This window comes from Agarivorans sp. Z349TD_8 (assembly GCF_050870825.2).
GTDB lineage: Bacteria > Pseudomonadota > Gammaproteobacteria > Enterobacterales > Celerinatantimonadaceae > Agarivorans.
The window spans coordinates 178365-198583 of the sequence record NZ_CP194037.2 but is presented as its reverse complement, the minus strand read 5'-3'; the positions used below and the strand labels follow the sequence as shown (position 1 = coordinate 198583).

16 protein-coding genes and 1 pseudogene are annotated in these 20219 nt (G+C 44.8%); 5 read left to right on the top strand and 12 right to left on the bottom strand.

From position 1 onward, the window contains the following. The first annotated feature begins 402 nt into the window (after positions 1 to 402). The 4 genes from dgcN (at position 403) to cspE (ending at position 3807) form a co-directional block, all read left to right on the top strand. On the top strand, positions 403 to 1410 hold the full coding sequence (gene dgcN / locus ACRRS1_RS00885) for an N-acetyltransferase DgcN (RefSeq protein ID WP_432460640.1): 1008 nt from the start codon (positions 403 to 405) through the stop codon (positions 1408 to 1410). Next, complete coding sequence (dgcA, locus tag ACRRS1_RS00880; RefSeq protein WP_432455082.1) at positions 1410 to 2384, top strand: N-acetyl-D-Glu racemase DgcA; 975 nt, start codon at positions 1410 to 1412, stop codon at positions 2382 to 2384. Before dgcN ends, dgcA begins: the two co-directional genes overlap by 1 nt. A 12-nt stretch (positions 2385 to 2396) precedes the next feature. Further along, positions 2397 to 3254: a D-amino-acid transaminase gene (locus tag ACRRS1_RS00875; RefSeq protein ID WP_432455083.1), complete on the top strand. Its 858-nt coding sequence runs from the start codon at positions 2397 to 2399 to the stop codon at positions 3252 to 3254. A 340-nt stretch (positions 3255 to 3594) separates the two neighbouring features. After that, the gene (cspE, locus tag ACRRS1_RS00870) at positions 3595 to 3807 is read left to right on the top strand and encodes a transcription antiterminator/RNA stability regulator CspE (protein ID WP_432455084.1); all 213 of its coding nucleotides are present in this window, start codon (positions 3595 to 3597) and stop codon (positions 3805 to 3807) included. A 670-nt stretch (positions 3808 to 4477) separates the two neighbouring features. On the opposite strand, the pseudogene ACRRS1_RS00865 reads toward cspE, so the two are convergent. The 5 genes and pseudogenes from ACRRS1_RS00865 to ACRRS1_RS00845 form a co-directional block, all read right to left on the bottom strand. Then, positions 4478 to 4713: pseudogene (locus ACRRS1_RS00865) on the bottom strand (hypothetical protein); the annotation flags it as partial. A 43-nt stretch (positions 4714 to 4756) separates the two neighbouring features. Beyond that, positions 4757 to 5512 (bottom strand): EndoU domain-containing protein, encoded by a 756-nt coding sequence (locus ACRRS1_RS00860; RefSeq protein ID WP_432460637.1) that lies wholly within the window; start codon positions 5510 to 5512, stop codon positions 4757 to 4759. A 244-nt stretch (positions 5513 to 5756) separates the two neighbouring features. Further along, entirely contained in the window at positions 5757 to 6563 is an 807-nt protein-coding gene (locus ACRRS1_RS00855; RefSeq protein ID WP_432455090.1) for a PoNe immunity protein domain-containing protein, read from the bottom strand. Next, positions 6560 to 7312: a PoNe immunity protein domain-containing protein gene (locus tag ACRRS1_RS00850; protein ID WP_432455091.1), complete on the bottom strand. Its 753-nt coding sequence runs from the start codon at positions 7310 to 7312 to the stop codon at positions 6560 to 6562. Before ACRRS1_RS00850 ends, ACRRS1_RS00855 begins: the two co-directional genes overlap by 4 nt. Positions 7313 to 7320: 8 nt before the next feature. After that, on the bottom strand, positions 7321 to 7638 hold the full coding sequence (locus tag ACRRS1_RS00845) for a hypothetical protein (protein ID WP_432455092.1): 318 nt from the start codon (positions 7636 to 7638) through the stop codon (positions 7321 to 7323). A 314-nt stretch (positions 7639 to 7952) separates the two neighbouring features. Between ACRRS1_RS00845 and nfi the strand changes: the two genes are divergently transcribed. Further along, entirely contained in the window at positions 7953 to 8627 is a 675-nt protein-coding gene (gene nfi / locus ACRRS1_RS00840) for a deoxyribonuclease V (RefSeq protein ID WP_432455093.1), read from the top strand. Here nfi and ACRRS1_RS00835 read toward each other — a convergent pair. From ACRRS1_RS00835 to tssH, 7 genes are all read right to left on the bottom strand, one after another. After that, positions 8620 to 9489: a hypothetical protein gene (locus ACRRS1_RS00835; RefSeq protein WP_432455094.1), complete on the bottom strand. Its 870-nt coding sequence runs from the start codon at positions 9487 to 9489 to the stop codon at positions 8620 to 8622. The two genes, nfi and ACRRS1_RS00835, sit on opposite strands and share 8 nt — an antisense overlap. After that, positions 9489 to 13886 carry an RHS repeat-associated core domain-containing protein gene (locus ACRRS1_RS00830; protein ID WP_432468576.1) on the bottom strand — a complete coding sequence of 1466 codons (4398 nt, stop codon included), beginning with the start codon at positions 13884 to 13886 and terminating at the stop codon, positions 9489 to 9491. The genes ACRRS1_RS00835 and ACRRS1_RS00830 overlap by 1 nt, the downstream gene beginning before the upstream one ends. 16 nt (positions 13887 to 13902) lie before the next feature. Beyond that, entirely contained in the window at positions 13903 to 14781 is an 879-nt protein-coding gene (locus tag ACRRS1_RS00825) for a hypothetical protein (protein ID WP_432460634.1), read from the bottom strand. Continuing rightward, positions 14774 to 15061 carry a PAAR domain-containing protein gene (locus tag ACRRS1_RS00820; protein ID WP_432460633.1) on the bottom strand — a complete coding sequence of 96 codons (288 nt, stop codon included), beginning with the start codon at positions 15059 to 15061 and terminating at the stop codon, positions 14774 to 14776. The genes ACRRS1_RS00825 and ACRRS1_RS00820 overlap by 8 nt, the downstream gene beginning before the upstream one ends. 8 nt (positions 15062 to 15069) lie before the next feature. Then, a complete protein-coding gene (locus ACRRS1_RS00815; protein WP_432460632.1) occupies positions 15070 to 16884 on the bottom strand; it encodes a type VI secretion system Vgr family protein in 1815 nt (604 codons plus the stop codon). A gap of 70 nt (positions 16885 to 16954) precedes the next feature. Further along, a complete protein-coding gene (locus tag ACRRS1_RS00810; RefSeq protein WP_432455099.1) occupies positions 16955 to 17434 on the bottom strand; it encodes an Hcp family type VI secretion system effector in 480 nt (159 codons plus the stop codon). A gap of 191 nt (positions 17435 to 17625) precedes the next feature. After that, entirely contained in the window at positions 17626 to 20208 is a 2583-nt protein-coding gene (gene tssH / locus ACRRS1_RS00805) for a type VI secretion system ATPase TssH (RefSeq protein ID WP_432455100.1), read from the bottom strand. Positions 20209 to 20219 lie beyond the last annotated feature (11 nt).

Genomic DNA, 20219 nt, shown 5'->3' with positions numbered 1-20219 from the left:
ACCTACATGAGACGAAATAAAAAGTCAGATGGGATGAATAAAAATATCAGACAGAGGCGCAGAGCATCCATCTACTGAGGAACTTAAGATCAATATTATATAAATCCAAGTTTCCATCATTGCTGATGAAATATTCTGGAACGCAAAATTTTTAAGACATTAATCCCCACCAAAAACAAAAGTAACAGCATTTCCTAAATATGATAAGGCTATCAAAAATACCCTAGTTCTGTCATCTGCCAACAGATCCTCTCATTTTGAGTAAAGTGTTTTTGACCATAAGAAGCACTACATGCGAAATTTTGTCATGTTTCTTGCAGAGAGTTTTTATCAACATTCAAGATCAATGACGCTGCTGATGCCTAAATAGTGACTCACCAGCAACACGTTTACGGAGTATTAATGATGGAACTGAAAAAACCTTATCTATTGTTTCTTGGCGACGCAGCCGATCAACTTGCAGCCAAAGTAGCCCAAGGCATTAAAACCTGGCATCCCGAGTATTGTGTGGGTCAATTTCGCCTCCCTTCTTGTAATGCGGATTGCGGCTTAGAGGACCTCTCGATTGCGGCAGCTGCAACTGCAGGAGCAAAAACTTTGGTCATTGGTGTCGCTAATCGCGGTGGCATCATCTCCGATGAATGGGTTAGTGTATTAATTGAAGCACTAGAATCAGGTCTTGATATCGCGGCGGGTCTACATAACAAACTCAGCGACATCCCAGAACTCGTTGCATGTGCCGAGAAGCATGGTCGCCAATTATTCGATGTTCGCTACCCAAGCCAAGCCTACCCAGTCGCCAGTGGTAAAAAACGCGCCGGAAAACGTCTACTCACGGTAGGTACCGATTGTTCAGTCGGTAAAATGTATACTTCATTAGCTATCGAAAAAGAAGCTCAAAAGCAGGGTTTTAATGCCGACTTTAGAGCCACCGGACAAACCGGAATATTAATCTGTGGTGAAGGCGTGAGCGCCGACTGCGTGGTGGCCGATTTTATTGCCGGAGCCATTGAAACGATTGCACCAGCCAATAGCGCTGACCACTGGGATATCATCGAAGGTCAAGGTTCTTTATTTCACCCTTCTTTTGCCGGCGTAACTACAGGTCTCATTCACGGTTCACAAGCTGACGCACTGGTATTATGTCATGAGCCAACCCGCACCCATATGCGTGGCGTCCCCGACTATTCACTACCTGATATCGACACTTGTATGCAGGCCAACTTAGCAACTGCCAGCCTCACCAATAAAAACGTACAATTTGTTGGTATTTCAGTGAATACTTCTCAGCTAGAAGAAAAAGAAGCTCTAGATTATATGGCGCAACTTGAATCAAACATTGGCTTGCCAGTCGTTGATCCATTCCGTCAAGGTGTAGGCCGTATTGTTGAAAAATTAGCGGAGCTATAATGAAAGTTCGTTTCTCTACAAAAAGTTGGCCAATTCGCGGAACTTTCACCATCTCTCGCGGCAGTAAAACCGAAGCAGAAACGGTTATTGTCGAGCTGGAAGACCAAGGAAAAATTGGCCGTGGCGAATGTGTTCCTTACGCCCACTACCAAGAATCTATCGACAGTGTACTCGCTCAGCTTGAAGGGATTTTGCCACGCTTACGTGAAGGTCTGTCGCGCCAAGAGCTACAACTGTTATTACCTTCCGGCGCTGCGCGTAATGCCGTAGACTGCGCCTTGTGGGATTTAGAATGTAAGCAGGAAGGTATTTCCATTTGGCAAAAAGTGTCAGCCACGCCAGCGGCTCTCACCACCGCCTACACCTTATCTTTAGATACACCGGAAAAGATGCAGCAAGCCGCGACCGAAAATGCGTTTCGCCCCTTGCTTAAGCTGAAGCTCGGTGGAGCTGAAGATTTGCAACGCGTCGCGGCCGTCCGCCAAGGTGCGCCAAACGCCAAGATCATCCTTGACGCTAACGAGGCTTGGACAGTTGAACTCTATAACTCACTGATCCCTGAGCTGATTAAGTTAGATGTAGCGATGATTGAACAGCCTTTTCCAGCGGGTGACGATGAGGCTTTAAGAAGTCTATCGCGACCGATCCCTATCTGCGCCGATGAGTCATGTCACGACCGCGCGAGCCTACCGGGCATTATCGGTAAATATGACATGATCAACATAAAAATTGATAAAACTGGCGGTTTGACCGAAGCACTGGTTTTAAAAGAACTTGCCGAACAAGCCGGTCTACAAATCATGGTGGGTTGTATGCTCTCTAGCTCGCTTAGCATGGCACCAGCTTTTGTAATAGCGCAGGGCTGTGAAATTGTTGACCTCGATGGTCCCCTGCTACTCAGTGAAGACATCGAACACGGCTTTGAATTTAATAATAATGAGATGTTGCCTTTCACAGCACAGCTGTGGGGCTAAGAGGAAATAATCATGCAACGTATCGTGTATGTGAATGGGGAATATGTCCCTGAGTTAGAAGCAAAAGTTTCGGTATTTGACCGTGGATTTTTATTCTCGGATGCGGTTTACGAAGTCACCGCGGTGCTCGATGGCAAGCTCATCGATAATGCCGGCCACTTGGCCCGCTTAGAACGCTCATGCGCTGAGCTCGAACTGACCTTGCCAGTGAGCGGCGAGCAGCTCACCGAGATCCAACGCGAACTGATCAAGCAAAATGGGCTAACAGAAGGTGGCATTTACTTGCAACTTAGCCGTGGTAATGCCGGTGATCGCGACTTTGCTTTTCCAGCAGACACCGCTCCGACCTTGGTATTATTCACCCAATCCCGCCCACTGATCGACTGCCCCAAAGCCGCCAAAGGCATGAAGGTGATTTCCATCCCTGATATTCGTTGGAAACGTCGCGACATAAAAACCGTAGGCTTACTTGCCCCCTGCCTAGCGAAACAAGCTGCGCTAGCAGCTGGTGCTAGCGATGCCTGGTTGATTGAAGACGGTTATGTCACCGAAGGAAGCTCAAACAACGCTTATATCGTCACCGAGCAAGGGAAAATCATTACTCGGCCTTTAAGTAACGACATTCTACATGGCATCACTCGCGCTAGCTTATTACAACTCGCCGAAGATGCTCAACTGGAAGTGGAAGAGCGCAACTTCACCATTGAAGAAGCTTATGCAGCGAAAGAAGCCTTTGTGAGTTCGGCAACCACCTTTGTATGGCCGGTGATTGAGATTGACGGCAAAGCGATTGGCGATGGCAAACCAGGTCCTATTGCCCAAAAGCTACGTGAAATATACATTAAAGTCGCACAAGCGGCAGCAATATAAGTCGCTCAAGACAATTCTCAGACCTGATACAAATGTGTATCAGGTCTTCCTTCTCTAGCTGAGCTTCAGCGTAAACACTATAAAAACATGCCCCGACAGGATCCACTGAATTTATATATTTCAAATATGGCTTTACAATACTCGAAACTCAGGTACTATTATCTTGCTCTGCTATACAGAGTTATTAGTGAACCATCAAGTAAATGTAAACCTCAGAATTTCTTCGTTACGGTTGTTATCCTCAGTTTTCCCTTAGCTTTATCGTCACATTCAATAATTCAATTTCAGCGCTCGCATTATCGCGATAACTTTATGAATTTTAAATATTAAGGGACACAATATGTCTAATAAAACAACTGGTTCAGTAAAATGGTTTAACGAAGACAAAGGTTTTGGTTTTATCACTCAAGACAACGGCGGCGCTGACGTATTCGTACATTTTCGCGCAATTGCTTCAGAAGGTTTTAAAACCCTTGCTGAAGGCCAAAAAGTATCATTTGACGTAGAGCAGGGCCAAAAAGGTCCTCAAGCTGCTAACGTAGAAGCAATATAATATATGCTATCAACGTAAATGCTACATTGGCATTTACGTTGGCTCTATTAACGATTAATCCACTATTTATTCTGTAACTTAGATCATCAACGCATTTCCAATAACGACTTCTTGTTAGTGTCATGACCTCCTCTATTTACTTCATAATAAATACATCGATAATTTAAATATCGCATCGTACCGCTTCATTAAATAAAAATTATAAGGACATCTATGTCTCGTTCAACAGGTCGACAACGGTTTTGGTTTCAACAATCACGCCAACAAAATAATAAACCCGCTAAGTAGCATATTTCTTCTCAAACTACATCATGTTCTAATAACGGCAAACACAAATAGCCGTTGTTAAATCATCGTGAGCATCCATATTGCTCAAACAAACATATAAACCAAGCCTTTACTTATCAAGACCTAAGATAGCTCCCATTTTGAAGAATACGGCGGTGGCGATTGGGCTCGTACACATACCAGATAAATTGGCCTTGGGCGGTGATTTTACGGCTACGGCGACCTTCTTCCCGCGCGCGTTGTAGCGATATTCGGTCAGCCCCTGCTCCGAGCTATGCTCGGCCACCAGGCGGCGGCCGTCATCATAGCCCCAGCGCCACTGCCTGCTGCGCTTTTCAACCAGCTTGCCGTTATAATTCGGTTGGGTGTCTAGTTAGGCAGTAGCATAGGCACAAACATCGATGGCAAACACCTGAGTTAACAGAAGAATACGCTGCTCTACCCACTCTATGCGATGCTCATAGCTCTGCCCGGAGTGAGAGGCTTGCCACAAAGAAATCCACGCCGAACACAGCGGGAGACACATTGATAGTACGGTGTATCTTGGAGACTGACCTGTGATTGACGTGAACGCGACACAAACAAGCACCCTGTATATTTGGATATGAATATAAGCATTGTTGCTTATGCCTACTTTTACCAATTAGGGTGGGTGTCTAGGTTATCTTCTAGGTGTTACACCGCTCCATTTATTTCCAGTAACCACCTTATTTTGGTAAGCAGCATCCACCTCGACTTTAATTCGATCTGCGGACCACGAATCTGGAAACATCGTAGATATACCACCATTATTAGTTTTAGGTAAGAAATCACCAGGACTAGACGGGTCTGGTACTTCTATCTGAGCGGTATATACGCCTTGAGCATTTGGTTGAGACTCAGTTCCTGGTATCACACGTACATTACCTGTCGCTGTCGAATAACCACCAACCACATTTCCATTTGGTTTGACTTCTCCACTCAGAATGTGACCATCGAAATCAATGGGTGCGGTAACATTACCAACATCTCTAGTCGCAATTGCATTTAAATCGACAGACTTATCTGAAACACTATCCACCAACTCAGAGGGCTTACCACGAGACTTCCACTCTTCAATACTCCCATCGCCACCATTCGCCAACCACGTGCGATGTCCCAGCTCATCTTGCTGAGCTTGTTGCTGAATAAAACCGGCTACATCATCTGAACCCGCTCCTACTTCAGCCGAATAAAACAGCAGTGCCCATGGTGTTTTGGGTATCAATGACGCCAATAAGGACCTTTCCGCAACAGCATAAACCGCTTGGTTGGCGGCTTGCCGCGTAGCGTATTGTCCTAATACTTGCGAGCCTGTTGATGCTAAGGGCTGAGCAGCCGGAGCCAATAGAGGGAGTCCAGCAACCAAAGGGGCACCATCCTCTTTACACAAACCCAATGGGTCTACCCAGTTAGTCGGGCTTGGAGTGTATTGGTAGAGGTTTAAGCCACCGAGTAGTTCAATCGGGTCTTGCTGGATGTAGCGCCCTTGCTGTGGGCAGTAGTAACGGTGATGGTTATCATGCAGGCCGCTTGCTCTGCTTTTATGTCATTAGGTTTATTGACACCACCCAAGCCAAGGGATTAGGTGATTGCTTACTTAGCCTTGTAAATATAAAAATCTATAAATGAAAGTTGAATCATTAGCCTCGAACAACCCCCTTAATTAAGGCGCGGGGAAACATTACATGCTCATTCATGGATGCTTTAGGAGTGTCAAAAAGCGTGACTATTAAAGCCGCTTCAAAGCACCAGTAGCCAACGTAATAGTCGGTGTATTCAAATTCACAGTCACATAAATGCTTATCGAACCAATCTGCATCTTCTAGGCTGTCGTACCACTGCCTTATAAACACATTCAGATGTTCTGCTTGAGCATCGCCTTTACTATTTATGGCATCCAATAGCGCTTGATATGTGCAGGGGTAGTAAAGTGTGGAAGAAATGGGGCGGTCAGTATCCCCTAACTTATGGGCAATACGGTCTAATAGCGCATCGTTACCCCGCTCTGCGATGATGTCTAGAACTTGTTGAATATGCGTTTGCTCTGCACCCACCGCAACCAACAAGGCTAACCACCATAAAGCGTAAACATAGCGATTAATATTGGCTGAGCCGCAGGCTTCACCTACCCCACCTAAACGCTCAAAGTCTTGGCGATAACATTGGTGTACAGCGGGCAGTTTATCTGCGGTGGCACTTAGCTGCTGGCGATAAGGCAATATCGCCAACACGGATAACTTAAGAGAGGCCATATCGCTACCATAAGAGTAATGCGCGACTGCACGCATGATGGCAAGCTGGAAGAGTTGCTGGGCCACATCGACTTGTTCACTGAGCGAGGTAAAAACCCCTTCATCTAGCGCCTGTTGGGTTTCTGCTAGCGCTTCGTCTAAATCGCTTAACAGCTCGCTAAAATAGGCCTCATCACGGCGTTGGTCTCGAATCACTGCTCACTCCAGTGAACCAAGTCTTTGGGGTAGTATTGATGGTCGATATAGAGGCGGTCATCTATCTCATAAAGCTTAGTAATTAAAGCCGCTTCCCAGCACCAATAACCATCGTAAGCCTCTCCATCCATCAAGTGGTAATCTGGGCTACCCTCTAGCTTGTACCATGCATCTAAGTAAGCCAACATCAGCTTAGGGCGCTCAGCAGGTTCAGCCTCAATCACTTTGAACAGTTTGTTGAAGCGGCGTTTGAACAAGACGCTCTCTGCAACTTCGCGCTCGGTATCGCCCAGCCTAACCGCGATGTTATCAAACAAGGCATCTCGACCTTGGTTTCCAATTAAATCTAAGACCTCTTGGTAGTAGGCTTGCCCCATATCTAAGCAATAGGCAAAACTCAACCATTTCAAAAAAATGTCTGCCAAATAATCTTCGCGAATTTCTTCCCAACCAATACGATCTTTTTGCTCATTTGAAGGCAAGGCATCTGCGAATTGCTTCTGTTTGCGGCGATACTCAATAGCCATTTCTAAGAGATACTCAAACTCACTTAAGTCATCCCCAAGCGAATAGCGTTCTTGCATTAACACAATATGATTTGTCAGTAGGCGGAAAGACAAATTGAGCTTGGTTGAAACACCCAACTCAGCTTGTGATGAAAGCTTTAGAGCTCTTTTTTTAATCGACTCTTGGCTGTAGTCAACTAACTCTTCAAAATATTCTTTGCTTTTATTCGTATCCCTAATCATCTTGTACCTTATAAAATCAATCCTGAACTAACAACTTTAGCGTGCTTATCTAATCGCTTTGCGACGACTGTGCCATCTGCTTTATTGCGGATTAACATTTTTTCAACACTACCATCACCCTCGTCAAGCGCGTCTAGAATCCTATCACGCTCTTTCCTGCTAGTGATGCCTGCATCCCTTAGGCGCTTGTCCGTCACCCAGTCATCACTCATCTGCTTGCCAGTCGTTGTCTTACCCAAGCGCGATTTGCCGTATTTCGCCTCGGTAATCACAAAATCAGGGGGCGGATTGGGGTGTTGGTAAACACCATCGGGACGAGTACTCACGTTCTGATGTCAGAACCATGCGCACTGCGTGTTCACGGACTTCTGGGGAATAGGTAATTCTTTTGCTCATTGGCTAATTCTCTCAAGAAAGTTAGCCTCCGAAAAACTAAGGGCGATTCACCCTTTACAACAACTGAAAACGTGCATAATATGCTGATTAATTATAGCCTTTGGGACAAAACGATCACCCAAAGCAATAGAATGTTTCTAACCACTACATGCAACTGAATGCATAACGAATGGGCAATACATAAGTATATTGGATTAAGTGCCCATGATGTTCATTGCTGTAACCAAACAGATACAGATTTCTTATGCAGCCAGTCATTACACACTCTTGGGATATTACTGAAACAGAAGCCTTGCAACTTCAGCACTCACTTGCAGCTAAAGTAATACAAAAAGATCAATTTGGTAAAATTCATCTGGTTGCCGGAGTTGATGTCGCCTATTCCAAGGAAAGCAACAAACTAATAGCTGCAGCCGTCATTCTTGACACAACTACTTTAGAAGTAATCGAAACAGCGACAGCAACTGATACTGTTAATTTCCCTTACATTCCTGGTCTATTTTCTTTTCGCGAGCTACCACCGCTAATGAAGGCCTTTTCAAAGCTTAAACACACACCTGACTTAGTCATTTGTGATGGACAAGGTCTTGCTCATCCCCGGCGCTTTGGGTTAGCCTGTCATTTGGGAGTGATCTTTGATGTACCGACTGTCGGCTGTGGCAAGACACGATTACTCGGAGAACATGAAAATCCAGATACAACAAGAGGCGCAATTGCGCCTCTTGTTGATAACAATGAAATAATTGGTAATGCATTAAGAACGCAAACTGGTATCAATCCTATTTACGTTTCAATCGGCCACCGTATTTCACTCGCAACGGCCTGTGAATGGGTACTAAAACTCTCTCCTAAATACCGGCTACCAGAGACAACTCGACAAGCGGATCAAACAGTTCGTGCAACCTTAAAAGCTAAATAATAACTTCTTCACCATTAAACCTCACATAACAGTTAGGATGTGCTAGTTTGAAATGCTTTACATCATCATTTGTCAAAATGTCAGATTCCACATACAACTCAGAAAGCTTAATCAGTCTGATTATTTTTTGAAAACTTACATTAGTTATACCAGTATTATATATTTGAAGCTGCTGAGTGTCTTTCAGTCCATCACCCTGAAGTAAATCACTAAACATACTATCAGTTATATTCGAACCAGAGATATTTAACTTCGTTCCGCCACTAATCTCTCTCAAGAAGTCTGGACTATAAAACTTATCAACTAATACTAAGCCTTTTGATGCTTCTATTTCTTGGAAATAGTGACCACGTACAGTCAATAACGATATCTTTTCTTCAGACTCAAAATGCAGGGCCATCTGAAACTTACCTACAGCATGAATACAAAAGTCTTTAATACTTCCACCCTCATCCCATACATAATCTTGTGTCATGCGATCATCCTGTTCAGCATGCTCTAAACTTTGTAAAATGCCATTTAAATACTTTGCTTCCGAGACTTCCTCTCCATTGTCATACTGTTTTACTATCGAATGTTCACCCTTATAAAAAAAGTAAGCAACACCGTTATATAGCTCTCCTCGAAATTTAAAAGGTTCGTCAAATCCGTCTAAAAATTCAGCATCAATTTCTAGTTTACTGGTTTCATAAAGTGGAAATGGTAAGGTGTAATCGCCAACTATTTTCCCTTGGCGACATATTTTTTTTTCAACCACAACACCATCGACAACATCTATAATGACACCACTAAACAAGCTCCCGCAATAGAACGCTTTATTGAAACTATCAAATTCAAGTTCACTTTTAACTACTATCATCATCAATGACCAGTCAATATATCAAAACCCTGTAAAATACCACTACAATGATTACAAGCTGTAAATGGCCCACCTTGACCAGGGCTGTTCTGAAGCTTATAGGTTGAAACTTGTACGTTACTAATATCAAAACCTGGCTTTGCTTTCACTTGATTCAACACATAATTTGCAGACTGTATTTCCGCATGAAGCCCTGGCATACCCTTCAACCCTTTTTCATCACGAAGTCCAAACTCGGCACCTTGCCTCACATGCGCTTTGATTTGGTCCCTTATCACAGGATTTAAATCATTACCAGTTTTCGCATACAGCCTTGTTACTTCATCCAAGTAAGCCGCTTGGTCTGTTATTCTGATGAAACCATTATTTTCCCCAAACCTCTCAGTGCCCGGGAAAGTTCTTCCTTTTTTCATAGAGAAAGGAATATTTTGAAAGGTTTCACCCACAATGCCTTGCTCAGCTATACCAGCACAAGAAAGTGCTACCCCATCCGTTCTACCTGCTGCAATTAATGCATTAGCTTCAATTTCAACTCTAGAATTTAAATTATCTCCAAATATTTTTCTGATAGAAACTATATCATTTTTCTGCCCATCGCTCAGCTTAAATTCATCTGCCAAGCCAGTTTCCTCAGTAACATTAGCCACCAACTCAGAGGGCTTACCCCGAGACTTCCACTCCTCAATACTACCATCACCACCATTAGCCAACCACGTTCGATGCCCCAGCTCATCTTGCTGAGCTTGTTGCTGAATAAAACCGGCTACATCATCTGAACCCGCTCCGACTTCAGCCGAATAAAACAGCAGTGCCCATGGTGTTTTGGGTATCAATGACGCCAATAAAGACCTTTCCGCAACAGCATAAACCGCTTGGTTGGCGGCTTGCCGCGTAGCGTATTGTCCTAATACTTGCGAGCCTGTTGATGCTAAGGGCTGAGCAGCCGGAGCCAATAGAGGGAGTCCAGCAACCAAAGGGGCACCATCCTCTTTACACAAACCCAAAGGATCTACCCAGTTAGTCGGGCTTGGAGTGTATTGGTAGAGGTTTAAGCCACCGAGTAGTTCAATCGGGTCTTGCTGGATGTAGCGCCCTTGCTGTGGGCAGTAGTAACGGTGAAAGTTGTAGTGTAAACCACTCTCATCATCATGATATTGGCCTTGAAAACGCAGCGGGTTGCTAATTTGGTTAATACTTAGTTGCTCTATTGCACCGTAGGCCTGATAGTGGGCTTGCCATACGATGTTGCCTTGCTCATCACTTAAACGAATAGGCGTGCCGAGGTGGTCTAGGTGATAGTGGTAAACCTGGCCTTGTTTAATCATGGCCAGTGGGCGGTGACTATTAGGCTCGTACACATACCAGGTAAATTGCCCTTGGCAGTGTTCACCGATTAACTGTTGGCCCTCCCAGAGATAGTCAGTGGTGCCGCTGGAGGTGATTTTACGGCTACGACGCCCAAGAGCATCGTAATGATATTCAGCATGTTTCCTCCCCTCACTCAGCCGAACCAGTTGGTTTAAACCATTAAATACCCGCTGCTGACGCACCTTACTTTGGCTAGCGAGTACTTGATTGCCGTAGCGGTCGTAGCGGTAACTACGCTCGTTGAGCATCAGCAGCTTATCGCCGGCCAACTCGCCTTGTTTGGGATTAGCAAAACTGTCGAAACTAAAGGCTTGATTGTCACCGCTGTGAGAGGTGGCTTTGGTGAGTTGGCTAAGCGGGTCGTAGCTGTAATTTTGTGCGCCCAGCTCACTATCGTTGACCCCCAGCAATTGGTCGCCATCATCAAAACGGTAGTCACGCGCCAGATTTAATGTGTCGCCCTGCCACTCTTGCTTCAGCAAACGCCCTTGAGGGTCGTAATGATTATGCTGTTGATGACTAGCACTGAGCTCGCGGTTTAGCTCGCTGCCGCTGGCATTAAACTGGCGGGATATCAGTGCTTGGCCATTCAATGTTAGTGCACTTAAGCGACCGTGTTCATCGTAGCGATAACGAAGCATACTGCTGTCAGGTAAGCGGGTTTGGCTGCGCAAGCCTTGCTGATTAAGCTGATGGCGGATATGCCAGTCGTCTTGCCAGTGTTCCTGTAACTGACCATTGGCAAAGTAATTAAAACGAATTTTACGAGCGCTATTATTGGCTTGGCTTAGTTTGCCTTGTAAGTTGTAAGCAAAGTCGTTAATTAAAGTCATGCCATTGGCGGTGCTGCGCTGCTCAATCACTTGGCCTAAGCTATTTCGCTTCAGCTGCACCAAGCGCTCGCTGTTTTCCACTAACTGTATTAGTTGACCAGCCAGGTTGTATTGATAGGCTTGCTCGCGCCCATCAAAACCGATGGTTTTACGTATACGCTCACAACTGTCGTATTCCAATTGATAACGCTGACCGTCGCTACGCTCAATGGCTGTTAGGTTGCGCTCTTTATCGTAGCTAAAAGCAAGCCATGAACCATCGGGGTTAATCTGTTTACTAGGCTGCGATAATCCTTGATATTCAAAGTTGGTGGTATGACCAAGCGGGTTGGTTCGGGCGCTGAGCCGTCCAGCTTGGTCATAGGCGTATCGCTGGCACCGGGTGTGCTGTGGCTGGTCTTGGTGATAATGAACTACCTCAATCAGCTGCCCTTGGGCATTACGAACATACTGACTAACCCAACCGTAGGCATTCACTTCACCATTACATTCTCCAATAGCGTTATAGCTGTAGCGCGTCAGGGCATCGCCCACTTGCTTGGCGCTCAGCAGACCTTGTTCGTTCCACCAAAATAACTGTGCAGGCTGATTACCGGCAGACTTGTTGATTAAACGACTGTGCGCATCGTAGCGATATTGAGTGACCACACCTTGCACGTCGATTTCTTGGGTAAGTAAACCTAAGCTGTTGTATTCCCGTTTGAGTGATGAACCATCGGCATAGTCAATCTGATTCACAAAACCTAAACGATTATAGGAATAACAAGTCAAGCTTTGGTTCGGATGGAGCTCGGCAACTAACTGGCCTGCACTATTATAATGGAAACACGTAGTTGTCCCATTTGGTTCAGTTTGGCTAATTTTTCGCTGGAGCTCATCATATTCAAATCGCCAAGTGGCGCCATCGGGCGCAATTTTTTTAAGAATTTGTCCCTGTGGGTTATGCCAATAGGTCCAACAGTTACCGTAACTATCAAAACTGCGGCTTAATCCCTGTTCAGGCTGGTATTCAAAGCGGTAGTGATAGCGTTCGTTGTCGCCCCATTGCTCGATACAACGAGCATCTTGAGCGGAGCCATCCCAAGAAAAATAGTGACTAAAACCCGAGGCGCGGGTGCGCTGAATAAGCAAACCCTGTTGATAGCGATAGCGTTCTTGTTGAGCAAAACGATTCGTCGCGTCGACCAACTGACCAGCGTCGTCGTAACTATAGCTTGCATAAATTTGCGCATCTTGAGCTCTACTTGAACGCACCTCAAGTAAATGGCCATTTAGGTCGTAACGTAAGTAAATGCTCTGGCTTCGATTTACTTCTACAACCGTAAGCCGCTGCGCCGCTGAATAAGTCAAACGGAAAGTGCAATCGACACCTTCACTTAACTTGGTAAGCAGCCAATGTTGTTGGATTTTACTAAAGCGCAATAATTTGCCATCAGCATGAGTGATAATCATTTCATCACTTTGATGCCGAAGTACCATACCCGACCTGAGCTGGACACTTTTGGCTCCCACCGCAACATAGGGAAAGCGGAATACTTGACCCAATGCGTCGGTAAATTGCCAGCACGGCTGTTCGCCGAAATCTTCCTCTAAGCTATAATGAAAATTACTACGCCAACCCAGACCCAGTCCCAGATCAAGGTGGGAGCAACTAGAACGATAAATACGCTGCCAGCACAGTGCTACATGCCCCTGTAGATGAACATCTACCAACTGAAGGACTTCCTCACCACTACTCATCGCAACAGGATCGCCGCACAATACGGTATCTTGATGATCAATCGATTGTGCAACAGGCTCACTTGCGTGCTGGTCTTGAGTTTGTACTTGAGTCTTCGAGCGCCCTCCCGGAGCTTTGGGTTCATTTTGGACGGATGAACTCCGAGAGGGAGTCGAAGCAGGAGATGAAATCGGCAACTGTTTTACCCGCTGCTGATAACACCAAATTTCGCCAGAGAGTAAAGCATTTACAAGCTGTTGCCGCGGCTGCTTTCGCTTATTTAAAGGCAACAAAAGATAAACCGTATGCAGCCCTTTTCCAGCAGCATTGACGGCCCCATTAAACTTCGTTAAAAACAGCTCAACGCTCGCGACATCAGTAAAAGAAATTGATGTTGAGGTATTTTTTTTAATGCCTTTAAAAAACTCATAAGCAAAACCATCGTTAGCGGTTACAACTTGTTTTTGGGTTCCATCCATACTACTGTTTACACCACTAAGCGACCCAACGAAGCGTCATTGCGCTCCGATAGGCATCATCGGAAAGAGCCAGCTGAAAGCTTGTTCCAACATATTTTTGCTGCTGATACAGCATTAAACAATGGCATAAGTTATAGATACCACTACACACCCCCAAGTCGCCAATCAGTGCATCGGCAAAGATAAACTGGCTGCGCGATGTAAGGCTGTCTTGAAAATACTCAACACTGTGTAACCAGCCATCCCTCAAAGCTTGCGGCAACGCAGTTGGGAAATAACATTGGCTGAGCGACTTGCCGCATTGACGCTGATAGCGCTGAATCAGTGCTGCAATCGTAGCTTGAGTGCTTTTATCTGAAGTCTGCACTTCGTAACTGGTCCAAGGGATCACAAAGCCTTTGTCTGCTGGACGCAGTCGGCCGGCAATAAAACATTGGCTGGCAGGAGTGCTCGGTTCTCTCACAAGAGTGATTAAACGCGGGTCCTCATGGTAGGCAATGAGCTGAATATCACTCACTTGCTGTAGCGAAATCAGCTTAACCGCTTGACGCATAGCTAATTGCAAAGCACTCCGGCCATAGGGGAACAAATACACTTTGGCTAAACCTTTTATACTAGGGATCAAGTCAAGAAGCCGCTGATAGTCTTTCCCTTTAGCCTGAACAATCGGGGCCTCGGGTAGTAATATGAAAACCGCATCGGCATCCCAACGAAGCTCAAGCAAACGCTCGGTAACTGTGTGGTCAAAACTAAAATGGCGTAAGCAGCCTTGCTGATGGAGCCTTAATTCTGGCTGCAAGGCCTGCTTCTCGCTAAGCTCAAAAATATTGACTGGGTCATCGTATTGGCCCAACTGCATCGCTTCAATGTCTAGTGTTAAAATCATCTTAGCCAATTAACACCGTTGGATTACCTGCCAATATCTTGCCACCATGGTCGGTCGAGTCACCTAAGCGAGCTACCGCTTTTCCCCCTACAGTGACCGAACCGGAGCCCGTAGAAATTGAATCTGGAGGGCCAATGCACACTAATTTGTCACCAACACAGGTAACTGGCATCCCGCCCACAGTGACTCCTCCATTACCACTGGCAACGGGCCCTCCCACATGGGGTACTTTATTTTCAACCTTAGGGCACATATGAAACGACCCCAACGTTGCGACTGGCTTACCCATGTAATTTCCTAGTTTAACGAGATGGAAGGCGCCTTAAGGGCGATAGCCGAACCATTAATAGAAATGGACGAGCCCTTAATGTCGATATTGCCACCACTCGATAAAATAATAGAGGCACCACCAGCCTTAATTGTGACCTGACTGCCAGCCACCAAATCGATATTTTTGCCAACATCGATCAGCAAGTTTTTACCAATGGTTTCAGACTGGTTTTCCACAACTTCAACCGTTAAATTTTTACCGATTTTTTCGGTTTGGCAGTTCTTAATCTCTGTCTGTAAATCCTTCTCCGCCTGCAGATAAAGTAATTCTTTTCCGGCATCGTCATCAAAACGAATCTCGTTGAAGTTACTTTCCCCGCCCCCCTTCGTAGAACGCGTTTTAATACCCGACTGGAATTTCTTACTGGGTAAAGCGTAGGGCGGCATTTGATCACCGTTGTACAACGCTCCGGTAATCACTGGTTGGTCGGGATCACCATTAAGGAAACTCACCAGTACTTCTTGGCCCACTCTCGGTAAAAAAAATGCGCCATAGCGGCTACCCGCCCAATTTTGCGCCACTCGGATCCAGCAAGAACTACTGCTATCCGGCTTGGCTTCACGATCCCAATGAAATAAGACTTTAATCCGGCCATATTTATCCACGTGGATATCTTCACCTGGATCGCCAGTGACTAAAGCGGTTTGAGAGCCATGGATCAAGGGGCGCGGGGTGACCTGTAAAGGTCTGAATAGCACCTCGGAAGGTATGCACGAAAACTGATTGTGTAATACCTGACCACTATTTTTCGCGGCTCCCGTTTGACTAACGATGGCGACACTTAAAGACAGCTGGGTAATCAAATAACTTTTGTTCAGCTGTTTTGGATCTTCATGAGACTTGAAAGTAAAGTATTGGCCTGCCGAAAAAGTCGCGCAAGTACTACCACCAGCACACAACAAGGTATCTCTTTGCATCGCTTCTAAAGCAATATTCGCAGAATTTTGCAACTCCGGGTTTAATTCAGAACCAGCATAGTATTCAAAGACTTCACTACTTAATTGCTGTTTACTTACGGCTACTTTTTGTTGCTCGCCCTTTGGTTTTACTTTGGGCTTTATAAAATCAAAACCATACTTAACCGAGCGTCCAGCAGGGAGCTGAAAATTACCGTTCCAAGAAAAAACATGCGCTTCGGCTAAGGAGCCGGTAGTAAAAACGACCTGCGACTCTTCAGCCTCTCGGTAAGCGGTCAAAGCATCGACTAAAACCACAGAATGCTTGCTCTTACGATGTTCTATAAAATAAAAAATGCCCGCCTCTTCTAATAGGCGATGCACAAAGTCTAAGTCACTTTCGTTGTATTGAACCTTAAAAGCCAAATTCGAGTAAGTTGACTTAAGCTCGCTCTGCATCGGTACACCGTGTTCAGTAAGTATCTTTTTGACAATTTGTTCTACACTAAGCTTCTGAAAAATTCTGCAATTGATTCGTTGCTTTAAAAAATGTAAACCCGATACCAGCTGCAAACGATAATCCTGATATTTTTCCCCTTCGGCTTCGCTAGAAATACGACTACCTAATGCATGGATGCTAGAAACAAAACCATTAAAATAGCGAGTAACAGTTTCTTCAGATTTTTGGTAATCTAATTTAACCGTCACTGATTTACCAATAAGATCATCCTGAGAAATAAGCTGACCATTGCTATAACAAGAAACATTTATAGAAAAAGGAATAGAGATACCTTCTTGAATATCAAATTGAGTAAGGTGGAGTACATCCTTACCTAAAGGTGTTTCTATTTGTATGATATTCTTGCTCTGGCTTGCCTTTTTCATATTTCTCATTTTTCACAATAAATAAAGATAAAAACGGGATAGTTAAAAACTACCCCATAGGTAAGAACAATTACATTTGTTGACCTTTAACACCGCTATAGCCGTAAACAAGTGGTGCTTGAACATTATTTTGATCATCAGTTGGGGTAACGGTCATCATCATTTCAGTGTAAGAAATCGTGATGTGCTCTACCGGACGATCATCTTGAATCGAAACGGCATAACTAGAAATCATCGCATCGGTTAACTCGATTTTCATGATTTCTTCAATTTTTTCACCTTGCTTAGTAATGTGGAAAACTGCTGGTTTACCCTTACCAATAGTGGCTTCTTTGAATAAATCAGGCGAAGCTTTATCTTGCATTTTTGAAATTGTGACATCACATAAGCGCGTTGCGCTCGCTTCACGATCTTGGGCAGTCCCCGTATGAGAAGTGATCTCACGACTCACCGACCAATCAACTGATAACAGCGTAATTAGATCTTTGTACTGCTCAGCGGTTGCTTCGCCTTTAATATCACCATATTTCAAATAAGTATTTGCTTGCATGCTAAGTTCCTTTAGCTAATTTTTAAAAATATACCCATAAGGGCTAGGTTATTAATGCATCGCCTTAAACGAGCAAATTTACTTGTCGCAGCCATCTCACAAATCAATCCAGTAAAAAACAAATTAAAAAGACAACCATCACAACTTCGAAGAACACATTATAGATATTTACATCAATAAATAAACACAAATCACTCTGTTTCTACACAATAATTAGAATCACGTATATCGATTAAGATTGAACCGACGTTTTTCTTAGAAAAAACAGCCTCCAACACCTTTTTCGATATAATCGGTAATAAATCATTTTGAATATTATTTTGAATCGCCCTCGCACCTATATCTGCGTTATTTGATTGTTGGTTCAAATATTCAGCGACTTGCTCAGAAAAACGTAATGTTCCTTTATAACTCTTGGAAAACCGTTGTTCGACACGCTGTAACTGCAAACGAACAATCTGCTGCAGTGTGACGTGATTTAGAGGAATAAAAGGGATCACATTTAAGCGACCGATAAAAGCCGGCTTAAATACGGCGAGCAGGTCATCGTTAAGCGCCTGTTTTAAGCCGTCAATATCAGGGGCTGTTTCTTGATCCTCAAACAAAGCAGTGGTGGTATCAGTTCCAACATTCGAAGTCATAATGATGATGGTATTTTTGAAGTCTATGTCTCGACCTTCACCATCTTTAATCGAGCCTTTATCGAAGACCTGATAAAATATGTCTTGCACTCCGGGGTGGGCTTTTTCCATCTCATCCAGTAATACCACGCTGTAAGGTTTGCGCCGCACAGCCTCGGTGAGCACGCCCCCTTCACCATACCCCACGTATCCCGGAGGAGAGCCGACTAATAAAGAGACCTTATGCTCCTCCTTAAACTCCGACATATTGATTACCGTGAGGTTATCTTCACTGCCATAGACCTGTTCAGCCAAAGTTAAAGCGGTTTCCGTTTTACCTGTACCGCTGGGTCCCGTGAGTAAAAACACCCCATTGGGCTTACGCTCGTCACTGAGATGAGCACGGGTGGTTTGTACTACTTTGCTGATTAAATCTAGAGCGTGATCCTGGCCGATAATCCGCTCGGCCATTTTCTGTGATAAGTTCAAAACCGTAGTTATCTCATTAGCTTGCATCCGCCCAAGAGGAATACCCGTCCAATCAGCAATCACCTCTGCAACGAGTAATTCATCAACTTCTAAGAACACCATCGGTTGAGCCACTTCCGCTAAAGAGGCTTTCAAATCCACCAGCTGACGACGTAACTCAAGCCGATCGTCATGATCCACATTTAAGATCTCATCAACATACTGCTTGGCTTTTTTCACCAAACCCTGTTCGTCACGCCAAGTGCTTTCGGCTTGCGCAAAGGCAGCTTGAACATCTACCAATTGGCAGCTAAGTTGGCTGAGTAGAGCTTGATGATTAGAACCCGTTAACTGTTCTCTCTCTAATTGCTCAATTTGAGCACTGAGTTGTTGCTGCTGTCGCTGTAAATGCTCTACCTGGCTTGGCGTTGCCGCTTGGCTCATCGCTACCCGGGCACAAGCTGTATCGAGCAAGGCCACCGCTTTATCGGGTAGTTGACGACCATTAATGTAACGATTTGAAAGACAAACTGCTGCCTGTAAAGCTTGATCGCTAATACTGACTCGATGATGCTTTTCCATCGCTGGCAGCAAACCTCGCAACATGACGATCGCTTTGTCTTCACTAGGCTCTTCAACTTTCACCACTTGAAAGCGACGCGTCAAGGCAGCGTCTTTCTCAAAATATTTCTTGTACTCAGCCCAAGTTGTAGCGGCAATTGTTCGCAGTTCACCCCGCGCCAAGGCTGGCTTGAGTAAATTAGCAGCATCGTTCTGCCCAGCTTGGCCGCCACTGCCAATTAACGTATGCGCTTCATCGATAAAAACAACGATTGGGATTGCCGAGTTTTTTACCTCGCTGATCACCGACTTTAAACGATTTTCAAACTCGCCCTTCATCCCAGCACCTGCCTGTAGCAAGGCTAAATCCAAGACCTGAATCCTCACATTCTGTAATGATTCAGGTACATCTTTGGCGACAATACGTTGAGCTAAACCTTCCACAACGGCCGTTTTACCCACCCCAGCCTCACCTGTCAAAATTGGGTTATTTTGCCGTCGACGAGTTAAAATATCGATCATCTGACGGATTTCATCATCACGCCCTAAAATTGGGTCGAGTTGGCCCTGTCGAGCTTGCTCGGTTAAGTCGATGGTAAACTGCTCTAAGTTAGGCGTTTTAGCTGAGGATTGAGTCTGAACAGTGCCATCACCAACGTTATTTTGCAGGCCCGACCAAATACGGCTCAGTTGACTCACCTCAATGGCTTCCAAATGTTGCAAATAATCCATGGTGGTGAAACTTAAAGTATCGTCACTCAATAAAGCGTGAAGAATATGCACTGGAAAAATGCTGGTTTGCTGGTATTCAATCGTCGCGACCATCCATGCTGCACTTAATAGACTCACAATTTGCGGAGACAAACTTGGGGTTTGTGGATTACCCGTTTTAGCTTGTTCAAGACTACGATTTAAATCCTGAATAAAGCCCGCTAAATCAAGCGAATAATACTGAGCGATGATGTATAAATCCTCACTGCGCTGCTCACACATTGCCAACAGCCAGTGCTGAACTTCAACACTAAAATGACTACGGCTATTAGATAGCGCGGCGGCCGACTCTAAACTTTGCTTGGCAGCTGGCGACAGCTTCTCAACCATTGATTTCAAACTCATTGTGGTCATTTTTATTCCCT

What these genes read in the sequence shown, in the direction of transcription:
- ACRRS1_RS00835 (WP_432455094.1), bottom strand. Translation starts at nt 9,489, where the DNA reads ATGATGATAGTAGTTAAAAGTGAACTTGAATTTGATAGTTTCAATAAA.
- ACRRS1_RS00820 (WP_432460633.1), bottom strand. Translation starts at nt 15,061, where the DNA reads ATGGGTAAGCCAGTCGCAACGTTGGGGTCGTTTCATATGTGCCCTAAG.
- dgcN (WP_432460640.1), top strand. Translation starts at nt 403, where the DNA reads ATGATGGAACTGAAAAAACCTTATCTATTGTTTCTTGGCGACGCAGCC.
- ACRRS1_RS00810 (WP_432455099.1), bottom strand. Translation starts at nt 17,434, where the DNA reads ATGCAAGCAAATACTTATTTGAAATATGGTGATATTAAAGGCGAAGCA.
- ACRRS1_RS00815 (WP_432460632.1), bottom strand. Translation starts at nt 16,884, where the DNA reads ATGAAAAAGGCAAGCCAGAGCAAGAATATCATACAAATAGAAACACCT.
- tssH (WP_432455100.1), bottom strand. Translation starts at nt 20,208, where the DNA reads ATGACCACAATGAGTTTGAAATCAATGGTTGAGAAGCTGTCGCCAGCT.
- ACRRS1_RS00875 (WP_432455083.1), top strand. Translation starts at nt 2,397, where the DNA reads ATGCAACGTATCGTGTATGTGAATGGGGAATATGTCCCTGAGTTAGAA.
- cspE (WP_432455084.1), top strand. Translation starts at nt 3,595, where the DNA reads ATGTCTAATAAAACAACTGGTTCAGTAAAATGGTTTAACGAAGACAAA.
- nfi (WP_432455093.1), top strand. Translation starts at nt 7,953, where the DNA reads ATGCAGCCAGTCATTACACACTCTTGGGATATTACTGAAACAGAAGCC.
- ACRRS1_RS00830 (WP_432468576.1), bottom strand. Translation starts at nt 13,886, where the DNA reads ATGGATGGAACCCAAAAACAAGTTGTAACCGCTAACGATGGTTTTGCT.
- ACRRS1_RS00850 (WP_432455091.1), bottom strand. Translation starts at nt 7,312, where the DNA reads ATGATTAGGGATACGAATAAAAGCAAAGAATATTTTGAAGAGTTAGTT.
- dgcA (WP_432455082.1), top strand. Translation starts at nt 1,410, where the DNA reads ATGAAAGTTCGTTTCTCTACAAAAAGTTGGCCAATTCGCGGAACTTTC.